At 37.2% G+C, this 18,507-nt stretch carries 19 protein-coding genes; 2 read left to right on the top strand and 17 right to left on the bottom strand.

Annotated features, from left to right (window positions below; genetic code table 11):
* Positions 1–137 precede the first annotated feature (137 nt).
* The 10 genes from IGK53_RS00630 to IGK53_RS00585 form a co-directional block, all read right to left on the bottom strand.
* The gene (locus IGK53_RS00630) at positions 138–1,235 is read right to left on the bottom strand and encodes a DUF916 and DUF3324 domain-containing protein (protein WP_029680886.1); all 1,098 of its coding nucleotides are present in this window, start codon (positions 1,233–1,235) and stop codon (positions 138–140) included.
* 120 nt (positions 1,236–1,355) lie between these two features.
* Positions 1,356–3,383 (bottom strand): lectin-like domain-containing protein, encoded by a 2,028-nt coding sequence (locus IGK53_RS00625; RefSeq protein WP_002329746.1) that lies wholly within the window; start codon positions 3,381–3,383, stop codon positions 1,356–1,358.
* Positions 3,384–3,529: 146 nt separating this feature from the next.
* A complete protein-coding gene (locus IGK53_RS00620; RefSeq protein ID WP_002320687.1) occupies positions 3,530–4,258 on the bottom strand; it encodes a WxL domain-containing protein in 729 nt (242 codons plus the stop codon).
* A 535-nt stretch (positions 4,259–4,793) separates the two neighbouring features.
* Positions 4,794–5,771: a tagatose-bisphosphate aldolase gene (gene lacD, locus IGK53_RS00615; RefSeq protein WP_002309810.1), complete on the bottom strand. Its 978-nt coding sequence runs from the start codon at positions 5,769–5,771 to the stop codon at positions 4,794–4,796.
* 12 nt (positions 5,772–5,783) lie between these two features.
* The gene (lacC, locus tag IGK53_RS00610; protein ID WP_002309811.1) at positions 5,784–6,710 is read right to left on the bottom strand and encodes a tagatose-6-phosphate kinase; all 927 of its coding nucleotides are present in this window, start codon (positions 6,708–6,710) and stop codon (positions 5,784–5,786) included.
* A complete protein-coding gene (gene lacB / locus IGK53_RS00605; protein WP_002329748.1) occupies positions 6,707–7,237 on the bottom strand; it encodes a galactose-6-phosphate isomerase subunit LacB in 531 nt (176 codons plus the stop codon). The genes lacC and lacB overlap by 4 nt, the downstream gene beginning before the upstream one ends.
* Before the next feature lie 13 nt (positions 7,238–7,250).
* Positions 7,251–7,679 carry a galactose-6-phosphate isomerase subunit LacA gene (gene lacA / locus IGK53_RS00600; RefSeq protein ID WP_002312375.1) on the bottom strand — a complete coding sequence of 143 codons (429 nt, stop codon included), beginning with the start codon at positions 7,677–7,679 and terminating at the stop codon, positions 7,251–7,253.
* A 17-nt stretch (positions 7,680–7,696) separates the two neighbouring features.
* Positions 7,697–9,100, bottom strand: coding sequence for a 6-phospho-beta-galactosidase (gene lacG, locus IGK53_RS00595; protein ID WP_002312373.1), 1,404 nt, complete (start codon positions 9,098–9,100; stop codon positions 7,697–7,699).
* An 11-nt stretch (positions 9,101–9,111) separates the two neighbouring features.
* Positions 9,112–10,773 (bottom strand): lactose-specific PTS transporter subunit EIIC, encoded by a 1,662-nt coding sequence (locus IGK53_RS00590; RefSeq protein WP_002329749.1) that lies wholly within the window; start codon positions 10,771–10,773, stop codon positions 9,112–9,114.
* Positions 10,774–10,788: 15 nt separating this feature from the next.
* A complete protein-coding gene (locus IGK53_RS00585; protein WP_002309816.1) occupies positions 10,789–11,100 on the bottom strand; it encodes a PTS lactose/cellobiose transporter subunit IIA in 312 nt (103 codons plus the stop codon).
* 174 nt (positions 11,101–11,274) lie between these two features.
* Between IGK53_RS00585 and IGK53_RS00580 the strand changes: the two genes are divergently transcribed.
* A complete protein-coding gene (locus tag IGK53_RS00580; RefSeq protein WP_002329750.1) occupies positions 11,275–12,060 on the top strand; it encodes a DeoR/GlpR family DNA-binding transcription regulator in 786 nt (261 codons plus the stop codon).
* 147 nt (positions 12,061–12,207) lie between these two features.
* Here the strand turns inward: IGK53_RS00580 and IGK53_RS00575 are convergent, their stop codons facing one another.
* The 3 genes from IGK53_RS00575 to IGK53_RS00565 form a co-directional block, all read right to left on the bottom strand.
* Entirely contained in the window at positions 12,208–13,107 is a 900-nt protein-coding gene (locus tag IGK53_RS00575) for a metallophosphoesterase (RefSeq protein ID WP_002313946.1), read from the bottom strand.
* 9 nt (positions 13,108–13,116) lie between these two features.
* On the bottom strand, positions 13,117–13,473 hold the full coding sequence (locus IGK53_RS00570; protein ID WP_002287910.1) for an iron-sulfur cluster biosynthesis family protein: 357 nt from the start codon (positions 13,471–13,473) through the stop codon (positions 13,117–13,119).
* A 63-nt stretch (positions 13,474–13,536) separates the two neighbouring features.
* The gene (locus tag IGK53_RS00565) at positions 13,537–14,118 is read right to left on the bottom strand and encodes a GNAT family N-acetyltransferase (protein WP_002312367.1); all 582 of its coding nucleotides are present in this window, start codon (positions 14,116–14,118) and stop codon (positions 13,537–13,539) included.
* A 229-nt stretch (positions 14,119–14,347) separates the two neighbouring features.
* On the opposite strand from IGK53_RS00565, the gene IGK53_RS00560 reads away from it, so the two are divergent.
* Positions 14,348–14,644 (top strand): hypothetical protein, encoded by a 297-nt coding sequence (locus IGK53_RS00560; protein WP_002290488.1) that lies wholly within the window; start codon positions 14,348–14,350, stop codon positions 14,642–14,644.
* Between the two features lie 139 nt (positions 14,645–14,783).
* Here the strand turns inward: IGK53_RS00560 and IGK53_RS00555 are convergent, their stop codons facing one another.
* From IGK53_RS00555 to IGK53_RS00540, 4 genes are read right to left on the bottom strand one after another with little or no spacing between them, the layout of a single operon-like run.
* Positions 14,784–15,734: a siderophore ABC transporter substrate-binding protein gene (locus tag IGK53_RS00555; protein WP_002329751.1), complete on the bottom strand. Its 951-nt coding sequence runs from the start codon at positions 15,732–15,734 to the stop codon at positions 14,784–14,786.
* 22 nt (positions 15,735–15,756) lie between these two features.
* Positions 15,757–16,512, bottom strand: a complete 756-nt coding sequence (locus tag IGK53_RS00550; protein ID WP_002312363.1) for an ABC transporter ATP-binding protein — start codon at positions 16,510–16,512, stop codon at positions 15,757–15,759.
* Positions 16,509–17,468, bottom strand: coding sequence for an iron chelate uptake ABC transporter family permease subunit (locus IGK53_RS00545; protein ID WP_002329752.1), 960 nt, complete (start codon positions 17,466–17,468; stop codon positions 16,509–16,511). The genes IGK53_RS00550 and IGK53_RS00545 overlap by 4 nt, the downstream gene beginning before the upstream one ends.
* Positions 17,461–18,411, bottom strand: a complete 951-nt coding sequence (locus tag IGK53_RS00540) for an ABC transporter permease (RefSeq protein WP_002309823.1) — start codon at positions 18,409–18,411, stop codon at positions 17,461–17,463. Before IGK53_RS00540 ends, IGK53_RS00545 begins: the two co-directional genes overlap by 8 nt.
* Positions 18,412–18,507: the final 96 nt, after the last annotated feature.

The raw sequence follows: 18,507 nt of genomic DNA, 5'->3' as shown, positions 1-18,507 counted from the left end.
GACCATTCTTGCTGTTAGACCTATTATAATGATTATATCATTTACTTATAGGCATCTACGCTAATACAAAAGCGTTTTATACTATCGAAAAAGAACGTAAATATCACGCAATAAGGAAAATATTTATTATTTTGATCTTACTTTTCTTTCTCTTCTTTCTTTCTCAAAATAAACCAAAGGATAAGTATTAAAACGAACAACAAGAAAATCAGCGCTTCTAAGATGTAGATCCAATTATTGGCCTTTTTAATCGTCACATCCTTCGTATTCAATTCCTTGGCTTCTTTCTCGTCTATCATAAACGCTTTTTCAAATATCCATTGGTCGGTATAGTTGATGATGGTATTTTCTTTTTTTCTTGAGAATTTTCCGTTTTCATTTTCATTTCCTAGAATGGTCATTGTGAGATGATATTCGCCTGGAGTTAGTGGCTGACCATTCAAAGCTGTTGGAAAAGAAAAGTTTGTATTCGGCGCAATCTGCAATCCTTCTTTTTCCTCCTGATATAAAACTTCAGAATGCCCTTTTTTTGTAATTTTTGTTTCAATAACTACCTGATTGATATAGGTTTTTTGATCATTTTGAACGTTTGCTAAAATGACATTTCTTGCATTGATTTGATCAGGTTTAACTTCATGGAGAACTAAGTTAGGAGCAACTTCATTCAGTGTCTGTCGCATTAACAAGGCAACAGTATAGGCGTATTCATTCTCAATCGATAAGCTTTGATCCTTGTTTTCTGTTTGATCCTTTTCCGTCACAATTTCTTTGAATGTGATCCCACCGGCCAATACACCATCGAATCGATCTTTTGGCATCTTAGCATGAAAAACCACGGTTTGAACGCTTTTAGGTTCCAGTGTCACTGTCTCTGGATAACTCACATAGTCGATCAGATCAAAGATTAGACTTTCGTCTTTTTCAATCTCATTTTTTCCATATTCAACCATCACGTTTGAATTAGTCGTTGCGCTATTCACAGAAATGTCGATTTTCACTTCTTTTTCCGTATCATTTCTCAATTCTGCTTTTAATTCTACTTCCTGATCTGGAACAAGTTGGAGATCGAAATAAGTTTTTCTTTTATCGATTTGATTCTCCGAAGTTATTGGCGTCACCGAAAAATTGAATGCACTAGCTGTCACTGGTAAATGGTTAAAAAGTGTCCCTATAATAACTAGGAGTGTTACAAATAATTGCTGTTTTGGTTTCAAGTAAATCGCTCCTTTCATCATATGTAAGAAAAGATGGGAACAAAAGCGTGTCTCTGCCATTTTAAGCTGTGCAGGAAATAAGTATTTATGGTTCCTGTTGTCCTTGGTGCACCATGCTTTTGTCCTCATCTTCTCTTTTTATTAATTTTCTGGAACATCTGCAAGAATCCAGGATAGTTTCCCCTCAAATGTTCCAATCCTTTGATTTTCTACAGGAATATCTATTCTGATTCCATGTTGAGATGTAGAATCTAAAATAGCAGACAAATCACTTTCGCCTTTTTGGTCACTTTCAAAAATCGTAACAGCAGATGACCCTATAACCGTTGTCTCTTCAGAAGTAACAAACGAAAGAGCTTCCGGGAGTTCAAACGTTCCATTTGTAAGAACTTTTTCTTGTTTCAGTTGTAATGTCCAACCTCCAGAAGCCCGTTCATCCATGATTTTCAATCCACCTGAGAACTGCCCAAATACACTTAATGGTTTATTAGATATTTTGTGTTGCCCAAAATCAACATACTGAGGAGCCGCTGAAAGATAAAGCTTTCCTTTTCTGTAATAAAAATAGATATCCGCTGTATTTTCGGAAAAGACACCTTCTGTATTCGCTGAATCAGAGTCAAAAACATATCCCTCAATATCAATAGGAAATTCTTTATAATTCTCTCCGATTTTTCCAGTGATTGTTTTCATTTCTGCGAGATCATTTTGACTCTCTTTCTCTTTATAGTAAACATGGACATCTATTTCCTTCAGCTTCGCAATCGTCAGATTTATATCATTTGACTGCTCAATTAACTTTGCATCCTCAAGATATTCAAAGTGCATAGTGAGTACCTTTTCGGGAATGGCTTCTCGCAAATCTGTTTCCAACTCAATAATCAATGTATCTCCAAGAACAAAATAATCTCCTAGATTGAGTGTGACTCGGTTTCCTGTTATCAGGATATCTTTGGTATCAACTTGATTTCCGTTGATCAAGATACGCTCAGGAATATTTAATTCTTGTGCTAGGTCTATACTAGTCTCCAATTTCTTATCTTCAAGAAAATTCCCAGTAACTTTCAATGTATTTCTGATAGTTATCTTATCGTTTCTTTCAACTTCAGCGATGGCCCCATAATCACTATCATTGACTTTTACATCAGCTGTTGATGACACATTAGATGGAAGTTGCGTCATAGCAATAGCGTTTTCTTGAAAAAATGTACCTGTTGAAGAAGTAAATCCCCAATTTACTTGTGTAGAACCGAATTGACTGATGAGATCAGGTACAATGTGAGAAGAGCGTCCGACACCTTCCAGATCATAGGTGAGACTTCTTTGAGACGCGTCCCATTGAATGATTAATGTACGCCATGTACCATCAGAGAGAAAGGTAGGTGCTACTGTTACGCCAGTATGCTCTCCGGAATAATTGTTGTTATTTGGTTTAGGAGTGACAAAGGCGACATGCCCATGTCCCTTATTATCGGCAGTTATTTCACGATCCATTCGATCAGAAGAACCACTATTTTTATATGTGTCGAACTCAATCGAGAGTGCATTTGCGACATAAGGCTGTCCTGATCGAGTCGAATAAGAACCAATTCCCATACCTGGGGAACCGATAACTTGACTGGGATCATTAGCCATTCTAGAATCACCAGTCAATGTAAAAGTCATACCATCTCCTGCTTTATCTCGTTGATTTCCTAAATATAAATAACATTTAAATGTAAAATCTGAGCGTAAATCGATTTTATTGTTTGACCAAATAGCTCCTCTTTGAGACCTCTCTGCTGGATTCAGTTGCAATAGCTTCCCGTTTTCCAATATGGACGTGCTGGTACCGATAGGTTGTTGAAAAATCTTATCAATAGAAATAATATTGGGATCATCAGGCAGCCCCACTCGATAAGTCGGGGCATTCTCCAATGGCTGTTTGATTAACTCTTCAGATTCTTCTTTGTCAGTGGTCTCTTTACTGTCAGTAGTACTTGAATTCTCACTGCTTTCTTGGATCTGGCTGGATTCTGTTAAACGATCGAGTGTCGAAGTCTCTTTGCTTTCTTCGACTCTTCTATTATCACTGACCAACTGATTCGATTCCAAAGAATACCCTATAATCGGAAAGATATTAGTCGCTAATAGACTGCTTAAAATGAGCACGATCCTTCTCTTTTTCACTATATCTTTTCCTCCTGATTGTTGAATTCCCAGATGAACTGTTCCTGTCCAAACTAATATAGCTTGGCCTTTACCAACCTTTGTTTAGATTGTCTTCACAAAACCGTTTGACTGCATGCTTATTTTCAACTGTTCTTGTAAGTAAACTAGTTATTGGGTGTATCTTCTAATGTCCAAATTAATTTAGTAGAATATTGTTGCGCTAACTTGACAGATGTACCAGGTACCGAAAGCTGTACCGCATCTTTATTTTCATTTTCATTCGCACCAAATCGATAGACCCAAGTCCCCACACCTGTTCCTGATTTAGCATTGATTGCTAACGTATTATTTCCTCCTGGTGTCAGCGTTAATTCAGAATTGACCGTTTCAGGTGTATATGTTGGATCAACCAAAGAAACAGCTTGCCCTTTCGTAAACTTCAGCTGTGCTCCAACTAGTTCGTCCCCACTGGCAGTTTTAAATTGTTCTGGTTGGGCTACACTTAATTTCCACCCAGATAGTGTTCCTCTTTTATCTGTCACTTGGACATATGTCGGTTTTTTAGAACCATCAGTCATTTCATCAGCAGATGCATAATACGTTTTATCTGCAGTAGAAATTTTTTGAGTCCCAAATTTGAATTTTGATCCATAGTCAATCGATAATGCTCCTCCTGTTCCAGGACTTGGAGGGTCTACTGGATCGACAGGGACGTTGGGATCAGGATCTTCCGGATCAACTGGAGGAGTTATTCCCTCATCTCCTGCTTCAAATGTGATTGTTCCGTCTGTGTTATATTCCTTTGGGTATACTTCAGCTGCAGAGACGAAAGTCGTACTTACTGCCATACTGAATAACATCGTTGCCACTAATATAGTTTCTTTTTTCATCATTGCCATTCCTCTTTCTTTTTTAATAAATATACAATCGATCCATAGCACATGTTTGCTTTACGGAACTTATGAGAGAGAAGAATATCGTTCCGTATCTGCTCATATATGTCGATTAGTTGTTAGATGATTATCAGTCCGTTTTGATTCTTATTTTTCTATTGCCGCTTGATGCAATTAAAATTAGAACTGTAGCTGTCATAGTCTTTAAAATCATTTGTACATCTCACACCCCCATCCATCAAATATGACTTGACTGTCAAGACTGCAATCAATAGTTATTATAAGTAAATAAAAAATACATATTATATTATTTTTTGACAGTATCAGATAAAAAAAGAATAAACGCTTGCATCTAGTACTCCCTATGTTATGAATCGATCGATCAAATAAACATTCGCTGACTATTCTTCACAGCAAAAAAGCAGCATATCCACAATAAATGGATCTACTGCTCTTACTTATCCTTATAATTAACAGGGATTTTCTTTGTCGTTGATGATATTCCATCGCTCCCGTAGTAATAACAGAAAAAATATTAGAACCTATTAAAATCAATAGGTGTCGCGGTTTCCTTCAATACGGTATTTAAGCTTTCGATATTTGCTCGTCCTTGTGTATTCATCCATTCAATTGCTGCCTCTTTTCCATCAAGGACATAATGTTTGATTCCATCAGCCCAAGTGGCACGACCACAAAGAACACCGTTGAAAGTAGAACCGGCATGTTTTGCAAAATGTAAGGTTTCTTGGAACAATCCAGAGGTTACACCAGCACTCAAAAAAACGTAAGGCAGAGGAGTAGATTCAGCTTGTTCTTTGAAAAAAGCTGCTGCTTCTGATTTTGTATAAATAGCTTCATCTATCCCATACCCTTCGACATATTTCATATTGACTGGCACTTCTACTTTTAGTGCATCCACCCCGTAACGTGTTTTAGAGAATTCTTTCATCATTTCAATCACTTTATGGGGTTTTTCGCGTGCATATTTTTTCGATGTTGAATCAGGAATGGTTGCATCATAAGACAGCAATTCTAGAAAGAATGGTAACTTCTCTGCTTGGCACTCCAAACCAATTCGTTCAATAAAGGCGTGCTTTTGATGATTGATTTCTTCAGATTCATCAATATCATAATATAGCAGGGTTTTACATGCATCCGCACCAGCTTCTTTCAAGCGCTTGACTGACCAAGAAGCTAACAAATCTGGGAGGCGTCCAGGAGTGGAGGTATCATAGCCGGTTTTCTCATAAGCTAACAATAATCCTGAATTTTCGTTCTTTACATCAGCAGCAGGTAGCCCGTAGTCTGGATCTAATAAAATAGATGATGCATATTCCGTTAATTCAGAGGCAACGATTTTCTTAAATTCTACAATCTCTGTGTCTTCTGCTTCACTTCCCTTGAATTGAGCAATCATTTTCTTCAATGCACCACGTTGGTCGATTGCTAAAGCACCAATTATCCCCTCGCTACTACATAAGCGATTGATAAATCGTCGTTTTTCTTCATTCAAATTGATATCCTCCTAGACTTCTTTTATTTGTATCTGCTTAATTAATGTATGATAATTTACTAACTCAATATAACCCGTGGTTTCTTCTTGTGCATTTAGTATTCCCAGAGCATTTCCTTGCTTCAGCACCACATCAACTGATTTTTCTTTTTCAATAGCAACCGCTAAACCAGCTAACATTGCATCACCAGAACCTACAGGGTTTACGGCTTTGATTGAAGGAATCATCACATGATAGAATCGATTCGAATGTTTAGCAAATGCACCTTTTCTACCCATCGAGACTACAACCCAGTCAATACCAGCAAATAACGGATCCGATAAAGCTACTTTCAGTTGCTTCACATCTGTAGTGATAGGCTGATCTAATAACTCCGCTAGTTCTTGTATGTTTGGCTTAATCAAATACGGTTTAGACTCTCCTTTAAGTACTGTCATCAATGCTTCGCCAGAACAATCTAACATGACCGGCTTGGGTCTGCAGACTTGTATCATTTGCTGGTAAAAATCTATCGGAAGTCCTTGAGGCAAACTACCAGAAAAACAAATAACATCAGCTTTTACTGCCAATTTTCCTAAATGATTGAGAAAGTCAGAAGCCTCTTGTGTAGAAACAATTGGTCCACTTTCTAAGATTTCCGTCTGCTGACCTTCATGTAAAATAGCGATGCAATTTCGTGTTTCGCTTTTGATGGACAAAAATTCATGAAGGATATTATCTTGTGTTAACCTCTCTTTGATTTCTTCCCCTAAAACCCCACCAATTAATCCACTCGCCATCACTTCTGCATCTAATTGTTTCAAAATGCGTGTGACATTCAATCCTTTCCCACCGACTGTTTTTTTCACATTTTTCACACGATTGACTGCATCTAAACTAAATTCTGTTAATGGATAAGAAACATCGATTGAAGGATTCATCGTAATCGTTAGAATCATTGATTAGCCTCACAATCTTGGTATTCATCGCGATTCCATTTTTCGATAAATTCATCAAAAAAATTCGGATCAATTTGATACTCATTAGCTTTTTCGATTTGTTTGATTTTAGCAATCAGTTGCTGGTTCTCATCCGTTTCTTGATATTTTGCCTGAATGAAAGCATCAAGAATATCACAAATCAAAAATTCTCCAGTAATCCGAGCGCCAAACCCGATCACATTTGCATCCAATTGTTCTTTTGCATAGATAGCTGTTGTCATATCACGCACTAATGCGCTCCGAATACCTGGAACTTTGTTTACTGCATTATTGATTCCTACCCCGGTCCCACATAAACAGACCCCTAGATCTGCTTTTCCCATCACTACTGCTTCTCCTACTTTTTTTCCATAAATAGGATAATGAGTCCGTGTGAAATCATAGGTTCCTATGTCTAATACTTCATGTCCTTTTGCTTTCAAAAAATCTGATAGAGCCATTTTAGTATCTGTGACGATGTGGTCACAACCAATTGCGATTTTCATACTTTCTCCTTTTTTATGCCATTTTATTCAACATATCTACACGAACTTGATGTCTACCACCTGCGTAAGTTGCTTGTAAAAATTCCTTTACGATTGATAACGCTAACTCTTCTCCTACGATCTTCGACCCAAGAGCAATCATGCGAGAATTATTGTGCTCTCTAGTCATATAAGCGCTACGTTCGTCTGAAACTACTGCTGCAATCATCCCTTTGACTTTTGTTGCTGAGATGAAGCTTCCTACTCCGTAACCGTCTACTGTAATACCTAAACTTCCTTCATTATTCATTAGATCATTCGCGACGGCTAAAGCAGATGCTACAAAATCTTCAGAAGGTGTCTCACTTTTATCTGCTATCATAAATCCTTTTTCGATTAGATCTTTCTTGATCACTTCTTTCAGTTGCATTCCATCTTTATCCGAACCGATTACTATACGCATCTTCTTACCTCTCTTCCTTATTCAAGCAATTTGCTGTTGCTGATTTTCTTATACCAATAGGCACTTTTTTTCGCATATCGATTTTGATTTTTAAAATCGACATAAAATAAACCATAGCGTTTCTTATAGCCATTTGTCCATGAAAACACGTCCATCAATGACCATACAAAGTAACCTTCTACATTTACCCCGCGCTCAATAGCTTTTAAAATGGCTTTCAAATGTACGAAAATATAAGCGATTCGAGAATCATCTTGCACTTGCTTGTCACATAACACATCTTTTTCGCCCATTCCATTTTCTGTTACATAGATTTTTTTATAGTTTGGATACCGTTCCTTGATAAAGACCAACATATCCTCTAGCCCTTGCGGATAAATTGGCCAATCCCAGTCTGTTGTTGGAACTTCAGGGTTATTGACTCTTTCTCCAACCCCTTTCAATGCAAAACGACTACTTCCTTTTTCTCCCGTACCGTTGTGATGGATAGTAGATTCACCAATATAAGCTTTTACGAAATGGCTAGCATAATAATTGACTCCAATAAAATCAATTTGATCAGCTGCATAAGCTAACATCTCAAATTCTTCACGTGTAGTCTTCAACACTCCTTTATTTTCGCGAAGAATTTCTTCAATGTTCTCCAAAGTATCTTCAGCGTAATGTCCCCTATAAGTAGCATCTAATAAAAATTGATTTGCTAAAATATGTTCTTTTCTTGCAGAACGTGTATCTTCAAGATGATTAGTGATACCATATTTTGATTCCAAGATGTGGACAATACCGATTTCTCCTAGGTACTCCGCCTTTTTATACTTTTCAACTACTTTTGCATGAGCAACCATCATGTTATGCATAGCTTGGATTGCTTTTGGAAGATCGTATTTTATATTCGGTGGAAAATGACCAATAATGTATTGACCAGCTACTACAGACCAAGGCTCATTGAACGTGATCCAATAATTTACTTTGTTCCCATATTCTTTGAAACAAAACTCCGCAAAATCAACATAAGCAATAATCGTTTTTTGAGAAAGCCAATCGCCCTTTTCGAACAAAGATAAAGGGGTGTCAAAGTGATGCAAGGTAACAAAGGGTTCCACTCCATTAGCTATACATTCATCAATCAATTTGTGATAAAACTGGACACCGGATGGATCAAATTTTCCGACACCTGAAGGAAATATCCGTGACCAAGCAATAGAAATACGAAGACCATTGATACCGAATGTACGGCATAATTCTAGATCTTCTGGGTATTTATGATAAAAATCACTTGCTAGACTTGGATCAAACATACCTTGCTCTTTTAAATAATCATCCCAATAATTCTTCCCTCGATTTCCTTCTAATAGTGCACCTTCTGCTTGAAAAGCAGCTGTCGCAGCACCAAAAACAAAATGTTCCGGAAACTTATTCATTCTTTACCTCCTTAAATTAAATTCTTAAAAACAAAATCTACTGCTTGATTCGGCGCTTTCGCTAAAGCCACATACTCCGCTCCACTAGTAGAAACAGCTTTTGTTTTGTAATTTTTTACATCTTCTTCCAATTCTTTAAACATTGAAGCCATTTGTGGAGCTAAAACGATCAAATCAAATTCATTGATTAAATCTTTGTGTTGCCCATAAGCCATTGCTGTAGATTCAATATCGATAGCTCGAGCTTTAGCACCTTTTTTGATTGCATTAGCCAACATAGAACTTGTTGCACCATTTGCACATAGAACCAATACATTTTTTTGACCACCTTCTTCCATTAACCCTGTAGTCACTTGTTCAGCTATAGGAGGTTCTTCTGTAAAAATCGGTTCAGCCTTTACTTCCTCAAGGGTTTCTTTTGCCACTAATTCATTGTCATATGCTTTGAAAAATGGAAAATATATTAAAAAATCAACGATCAGTAATAGTATGACTAATAAAACTGCTAATCCAGCAAATCCTGTTCCTAAAATCAAACCAATTGGTCCAGGCGTTGTCCATGGCAAATTATAAATAAATCCATCCATCCCTAAAGTATCAACGAAAAACTTAAAAATCCACACATTTAAGATTGGCGCAGTCACAAAAGGAATAAAGAAAATCGGGTTCAAAACAACTGGTGCACCAAATAGGATCGGTTCATTCACACCAAATAACACAGGGATAGCAGAAGCACGACCAATCGTTTTCATTTGCTTCGACTTTGCCAAAAAAGCAAACATGAATGTTAGGATAAGCGTAGCCCCTGTACCACCTAAAGTAGCGACAAAATATTGGATCCCTTGAGAAAGAATCCGTGGTGCATGTTCACCACTTTGATAGAGCTGAAGATTCGCTTCAACATTTGTAATATAGATTGCCGCAACTGCAGGTTCTACGATAGAAGGTCCGTGGATACCGACAAACCAGAAAAAAGCCATTGCCCCAAAAATCAATGCCAGTCCTAAATATCCATCTGCAGCACTAAAAATTGGCTGGAACAATTCAATAATCTTTTCTGAGAATCCTGTTCCTGCTAAATGCCTGAACCCTAAGTCGAATAACCAAAAAAAGACAGTTGCTAACGTGATTGGGATAAGATCTTTGAATGTCTGCGAAATATTCCCTGGAACTTCTTCAGGCATTTTTACAGTGATATTGTTTTTGACACAGAAACGATAGACGTTTGGGACAATAAATCCGACTACAAAAGCTGTCAACAATCCTTTTGTTCCCATAAAATCAGAAGAGAAACCGCCTTCAATCGCATCCACGCCAATAATCACAAATCCAATAAATGCTGCGATCATCGTTGAAGTAGGATTGATTTGATTGGTTTTAGGTAGTTTATTATTAAAAGTCTCCGTCAAACTTTTTGTCACAGTAGCTGCCATAAGCAAACCTAGAATACCCATTGATCCGTTGTAAGCCTTCATTAGAATCGTTTCGATTGATGTATCCCAATGGAAACCGAAAGCATTTGGAACATAAGCAGCTAACAAAAAGAAACTTGAAAAAAGAATCACTGGTATAAGGCTGATAAAGCCATCTCTAATCGCTCTCAAGTAAGGATTATTCGAAATCTTTTCAAAATGAGGTTTCATCTTTTCGATTGTTTGTATCAGCTGTTTCATACTGCTTCTGCCCCCTTACGCTTTTTTGTAGATATTGAATAAATGTCTGATCGTATCTTTCAACAACATCGTCGTCATCAAGTGATCTTGTGCATGGACCATGATAAAACCGATTTCGACTGATTCACCGTTTGCTTCAGCTGCTAACATTTGTGTTTGAGATTTATGTGCCTGCATCAAACTGGTATGAGCTTCTTCTACTAGCCGCTCTGCTTGCTCAAAATTTTTCTTTTCCGCTTCTTCAAGCGCTTCCATTAATTTGGATCGTGCTTCTCCTGCAAATGCAACTACTTCAAATCCAATCATTGCTGCTTCTTCTTTATTCATCGACTTCTCCTTTTTGTTTATTTTTGTTTGTTTTTGTTTCTTCCAAACATATCATAAAAGAAGAATCCATTCCTGTCAATAGCAGATTTACTGTTTAAAATTGACTTTATTTTCAAAATATAATATGTTTAATTCGGACATAAAAGAAGGACTTGAACGAGGGGCAAGAAAAAAATGATAAAAGAAGAACGTCAAAAGTATTTGATGGATTTATTGAGCCAATATAAATTCTTAAAAGTAAGAGACATCGTCAATGAACTTAAAATAACTGACATGACTGTTCGCAGAGACTTTCAAGAATTAGAAGATAAAGGACTGATCATTCGTGTACATGGAGGTGCAAGAATTATTGAAGACAATAAGAACGATATACTTACTGAGCTAAGCCATCGAGAAAAACAACATATCCATCTCAATGAAAAATTGGAGATTGCAAAGATCATTGCTGAGAATATATTCGAAGACGAGACTGTTTTTTTGGGTGCAGGTACAACCATCGAACTGGTCTATGAGTTTTTAACCGTGAACCATGCCAAGATTATCACGAATTCCATACATGTATTCGACAAATTCAAACATGATTCAAGATTTGAATTGATTTTGATTGGCGGTTCTTATCGGAGTAAAACTGGTGCATTTGTGGGGACGATTGCAAATGATTTTATTTCAGGAATCCATGTGATGAAAAGCTTTATCGGAGTAAATGGATTAGATACATCTGCTATCTATACTTCAAATGAAGACGAAGGATTAACTCAAAAATGTGCGTTGAATATTGCTGAACAGAGATTTATTGTTGCTGATCACCACAAAATAAATAAAAAAGATTTTTACAGTTTTTATTCTTTAAAAGACGCTGACTACCTAATCACTGACTCAATGATTACTGCGGAAGATCAAGAAATATTTGGAAAGAAGATCCCTATATTATCTTCTAAGGTACGACTTGATTTATCTTGAATAGAATGAGTTTTCCACTATTGCTTTCTCTCATGATGCCATAGATATAGAAAAACAAAAAAACTTGGTACAACATTCGTGTACCAAGTTTTTTTGTTTTTCTAGAATGGTTTATCGATCAATCATACACAGGTGTAACTGTTTCTTTCAATACGAAATGATCGTCATCGCTTGTTCAAATTCTTCTTGCAAATGTTGTGTTTGATAGGCATGAAAAGCTGGGTGATGGGCACGCAAGAGTACACGTAATTTCATAGGATCATAGCTGTCTAACAACTGTTCTTTCAAAACAAAATCACGAGTCAGTTGCCATTCATAATAATAACCGAATGGTCGACAACTATAAATTGCTCCATGGATCAACTGATCTTCGAACCGCCGATGCGTATGACCAAAAACTACTTGTTTGATATTTGAGTAATGGTCTAGTAATTTTCCGAATGATTCTGATCCTAAAAACGCATTTAATTTGTTCCAACGCTCATAAGGAGCAGATTGATACACGATAAATGCTCGTTTAGGAACGAAATGAGTGGATAGAATGACCTCAAGTTTTTTTGCTTCCAACTGGTCTAGCAAATTTTTTGCAGCTGCAAGCATTTCTGCATTGACCTCGAGATCTGTTTTCCCACGCTGGATAAACCGATCATACCAATACAAACGTTTCATTCGTACGATTGCATCGTAATCTTTCAATTCAGAAAACTGATAGTCGTACCAGCCATTCATCCCTAAAAGAACGGTCTGCTCATTTAAAGCAATATACCGTTCATTTAAAAAATGTGGGTCTGGAAAATGGTCCATCATCTGTTCATTGGGCACATCTGCCAACTCGTGATTGCCGAAATGAAAGGTCGTAGATAATCCTTTATTGACGAAAAATTCGACAACAGCTAGGCAACGATCTACTTTATTGGCCGTATCTCCGGCTAGATGAAGCCGAGTGATCTTGTGCTTTTGCAAAACTTGCCAAAGCTGCCTCAGCTCTGATTCGCCGAATTTATTGATGTCCACATGTAAGTCGCTGATGATCGCCAATTTTCCCATTTTATCCCTCTAGTCTTTTCGAACAACTTGCAAGTTGCCTTTTCTCAAGCCGCTGGGTCCTTTTAATTGTAAACTATTATAAGTTGGTTCTAAAGCAAGTGTTGATGGATCATCCATGTAAAGTATTGCACTGTCTTTGATTTTGATTGGTCCAACTGGTGTATCAGCCACTACAGAATAAAGACTTAGATCTGTTTGTGTATCTTTTTTGACAATGATCAATCGAAATGCCGTGTCTAATTGGCAACTGACTTGGCTTTCTGCAAATGGACCGTCGCCGTTTTCGATATCTAATAACAGTTGATCATCTGCTTCTAATTTATTTTTCAATACTTCTTGTGCTTCTTTTGTCACTTCTAATTTCATCTGTATCACCTCACGTCATAGAATAATCACTTTATTCATCAGATGCAACTAATTTGTCTGGTTTTAGCTGTTTTCTGTTTGTTGGAGAGCCAACCATTCGGACCTTGTGATTCCTCTTATCACTAAAGAAACCACTTCACCATTTCTTCGCTCAGCATCTGAGATCAATCCTTCTTTTTTCATATGTAACTTCTCCATTACCCGTCCCGAATTGGAATTTCTCACGTCATGGGTAGCAAAGATCCTTACAAGATCTAATTGTTCGAAACCTAGTTTCAGCAAAGCAGCGGTAGCTTCAGGCATATAGCCATTACCCCAATAGGCAGAATTTAGCGCATAACCAATTTCGGCAGTCCCATTATGGTCATTCACACGGATATCTGTCGTTCCGATCAGTTTACCTGATTTTTTTAGTTCTATACCATATTTTCCTAAAGGGTCCTTTATAAAGGATGTAGCAATATTTGCTCTTGTTTCAGCTAATGATTGGTTTGCGGGAAAGAGGAACCGTGTCGTTACCTCATCACTTGCATATTCATATACATCCTCTGTATCTGCTAAAGTGACGGGTCGTAAAATAAGTCGTTCTGTTTCTATCCATTGATTTTCTGCCAGTACAAGGTCTGTTTTAATTTCTTCTCCCATCTAAATCCGCTTCTTTCGTTATTTTTTCTCTACTATAGCGAAGCAGGCCCCAAAAAGCAACCTGTTATTTGTCCAACCTTATCCATTCCTTAAATAACAAAATATATTCTAAAAAATAAACATCCCTTAATAACTATTGGAAAAAGAATAACTTTTTGTTCACGGATTATTAACAACTCTTCGGTAAAGTAAACTTATCAAATAAAAAGACTTCTTTGGAGGAATCACTATGAAAGAATATATAAAAAGTATCTATTTTATCGAAGAAACACAAAACATCGAGGGTTCTTATATTGAAGTAAAAACACTTTTTGTCAATGAAGATAAAACAAAAGCATTGGATATCTATAAAAAATTAGCTGCAAAACAAACGAATAGTTTTGGATTGATATTAAGCGAGTATAAGATCAAAGCAGAAGAAAGTTATTTCTATCAATTATTAAAACGTTGGAGTAAGCTTCCCGCCGATTTTTATCGAAAAATGCAGATCATCAACTATCAACCGCTTGCTGAGACACATGCGTGAATAGAGGTTATGAAATCAGCGCTCTGACCTTAGTATTAAAGAAAAAAGATTGCCCAAACACATAAAAATCGACCTCTAAAAATTAGCTGGAAAATCTAACTTTTAGAGGTCGGTTCAATTTTTTCGATTATTATTGATTCTACTTAAATGCTTGATCCACATCTTCAATCATCAGTTTCATTGATTCTAAACCGCCCCCGCTTAAATACCAGACATCTGGTTCAAGGGAGATGATCTGCTGATTTTTACCAGCATTCGTTTGTGCTACCAGTTCATTGGCAGAAATATCATCTTTGCTATCGTCTCCACCGATAGCTTTTGTTCGGTCTACCACAAATAAGATATCCGGATTTTTTTCTAGCACATATTCATAAGAAACACTTTGACCGTGAGTGGATGCTTCGATTTGATCATCTGCTTGTTCAAAGCCAAATAAATCATGGATGAAACCAAATCTAGAACCTGATCCATAGGCTGATAATTGCCCTTCATTCACAAGTGTGACTAGTGCTTTTTTGTCAGACGCTTCTGCTTTCTTTTTCGTCTGATCGATTGCATTGGATAATTCCTCTAATTGAGTTTTGGCTTCTTCTTGCTTGCCAAAGATCTCCCCTAAAGTAGTGACATTTTGCTGGAAAGATTCCCATGGCTTTTTCGCATCTAAAGAAAGGAAAATGGTCGGAGCGATTTGACTTAGATCTTTTTGAAAATCTCTTTGCCGACCAGAAATGATGATCAGATCTGGCTGAAGTTGATTGATTTTTTCTAAGTCTGGTTCTTTGATCCCACCTGCTGATTCCACTTTTTTATAGGAGGAAAGATACTCAGGAAGGCTGCTCGTAGCTGCTCCAACTACCTTATCTCCAACACCAAGAGCATCCATCGTATCTAAAGAACCATTATCGAATACGACGACTTTTTCAGGATTCTTTGGCACCTCGATTTGATCACCATTACTGTCTTTTATCGTTAATGCCGTTTCAGCTTGCGTACTGCTTTTCTTTGTGTCTGCCTGACTGGTATTGTTACTATTTCCACATGCTGCTAAACCAAATGATGCTAGAATCAAGATACCTACTAATTTTTTCATCTCTTCTCTCCTAATGTTAGTTTTAGAAATAAAGACAGAATCTGCGGCCTTCAATCTCACAAATCCGTATGTCCATTTCGTACAATTCATCCAATACATCTTTTTTTATCATTTCTTGGGTCGTTCCTTGCGTGAATAACTTCCCATCTTTCATTGCAATAATTTCGTCTGCATAACTTGCAGCAAAGTTGATATCATGAAGAACAATAACAATCGTTTTTCCGATTTTTTGTACTAAATTTTTTAAAATCTGCATGATTTGAACCGCAAAATTCATATCTAGATTGTTCAAAGGTTCATCCAGTAAAATATAATCCGTGTCTTGCGCTAGCACCATTGCAATATACGCACGTTGGAGTTGACCTCCTGAAAGAGTGTCAATCGATTGATCTGCTATTTCTTCTAGCCCGAGGTGTTCCAGTGATTCCTGAACGATTTTCTGATCTTTTGTCGTCAATTTTCCTTTCGTATAAGGAAATCGTCCAAATTCTACTAATTCTTTCACGGTGATTTGGACATTTATTTCATTCGATTGTCGCAGGATCGACAATTTTTTGGCTAATTCATTGGATTTCCAAGCCTTTACTTCGTTATGGTCTAAATAGATTTCACCTGTATCTTTTGGTATCAAACGACTGATCATCGACAACACTGTTGACTTTCCAGCACCATTTGGACCGATAAAAGCAGTCAACTTCTTTTCAGGAATCGTTAACTGTACATCTTTGACCACTGATTTTCCATGGTACAGTTTATTGACCTTTTGTAAATCGATCATAGGATACTCTTCCTTTCGCGAATCAATTTTGTGACAAAATAAATTCCTCCGACAAATTCAACAACGACACTCACTGTTGTATTCCAGCCGAAAATCTGCTCTACTGCGAGCTGTCCGCCTGTCAGAAACAGCATAGCTATTAGAAAGCTTCCGATAAATAGCAGACCATGACGATAAGTAGAAAATATACGGTAACTGACATTTGCGACAATAAACCCTAAAAAAGTAACTGGACCTACAAGAGCCGTTGCTGTTCCTGTCAAAAGACTGACACAACACAAAATAAAAAATTCAAATCGATCTGTGTCTATCCCAAGATTTACAGCTTGTTCATTCCCAAGATGGAAAACGTCTAGCACATGTCGATATCGAAATAACAGGAACCAGCAGCCGATAATGATCAAAGAAGCAGGCAAAAGATACTGGCTTTGGATATTGCCAAAACTTGCAAATAATCTCCCTTGAAGCAAATCATATTCATTTGGATCCATGATGACTTGTAAAAAGGTACTGACACTACCAAAAAGCGTGCCTAAAATCATCCCTGACATCAGTAACAAAAAAAGATTTGCTTTCATTTTTTTCAAAAGAAAGAAAAATAACAACAGACTCAACCCGACCATCAGCCCAACGTTCAATAAGAAAAAAACTGTACCTGTCTGCTGAAGCATCGTCACTCCTCCGATAAAGAAGAAAAGGACCGTTTGGACAAGGACGTATAACGACTCAAGTCCCAATACGGAAGGAGTCAAAAACTGGTTATGCGTAATTGTCTGAAAGCTGATCGTAGCACTGCTGACAGCTAGCGAGACAAGGATAAATGCAAAAATTTTCTTGCTCCTCAATACCCACGCAAAATGCCAGTTTCCATATGTATGGATCATCAAGTACACTCCTGTAACAAATAGAACAAAAACAAGCATACCAATAAAAATAGACGGCTTTTTTTTAAGCATATCGTCGCCCCCTTATCAGAAGACAAAGGAAGATAGCCCCACCGATGATTCCAACGATCACACTGACTGGTATTTCATAAGGAAAAATCAACACACGAGCGACAAGATCGCAAAATACTAAGAACAAACTACCTGCTAAAGCAGTTACGCCAATGGTTTTGTGCACTTGATCTCCATATATTCTAGAGACAAGATTCGGAATAATCACTCCGATAAAAGGAATGCTTCCCACCATGATCAACATGACTGCACTAGCCAATGAAACCAAGCCAATGCCTAAAAACTGCATCTTCTGGTAATCTATTCCCAAATTTACTGCAAACGATTCGCCCAGACCAATAATCGTAAATTGGTAAGCAAATAGCCAAACCAAGAGCAGCAATGGAACAACAGCATACAGTAACTCATAATTTCCTCGTATCACAGTCGCAAAATTCCCTTGAAGCCACGAAGTCATATTTTGTACCAACTGGAATTGATAAGCAAAAAAAGTAGCAACTGAACCAATGATATTCCCTAACATGACCCCAATCAACGGAAGCATCAATTGATTTTTCTGGGGGAACAATCGCGTAAGGGATAAAAAAAGCAATGTTCCTGCAAAAGCAAAGCAAAATGCAGTCAAGGATCGGACGATCAAGGATGCACCAGGTAGGAAAATCATGGCCACTAAAATACCTAAACGCGCACTATCCATCGTGCCCGCAGTCGTTGGTGAAACAAATTTATTTTGGGTCAAATGTTGCATAATCAACCCACAAATACTACTAGTCGCTCCCACAAGGATCAAACAAATCGTTCGCGGCAAACGAGTCGCTAGCAAAATTTGTAAACTTTGCCCATTTAACTGGAGCAATTCTGACAATTGTACATTTGATACTCCAATGAACAATGAAATACTACTTAAAATAACTAATAATGCTACTAGTCGTCCGTAGCGCATCCAATCCACCTTTCTAATTGAGAATGATTTTCATTCTTATTTTAAGTGAATCGTTGAACAAAAGCAACCGCTTTTTCATATGTTTTAGGTATTATT

Source organism: Enterococcus sp. DIV1224 (assembly GCF_050555455.1).
Classification (GTDB): Bacteria; Bacillota; Bacilli; order Lactobacillales; family Enterococcaceae; genus Enterococcus_B; species Enterococcus_B lactis.
The sequence above is the reverse complement of the archived record's forward strand: the minus strand, read 5'-3'. Positions and strand labels throughout refer to the sequence as shown.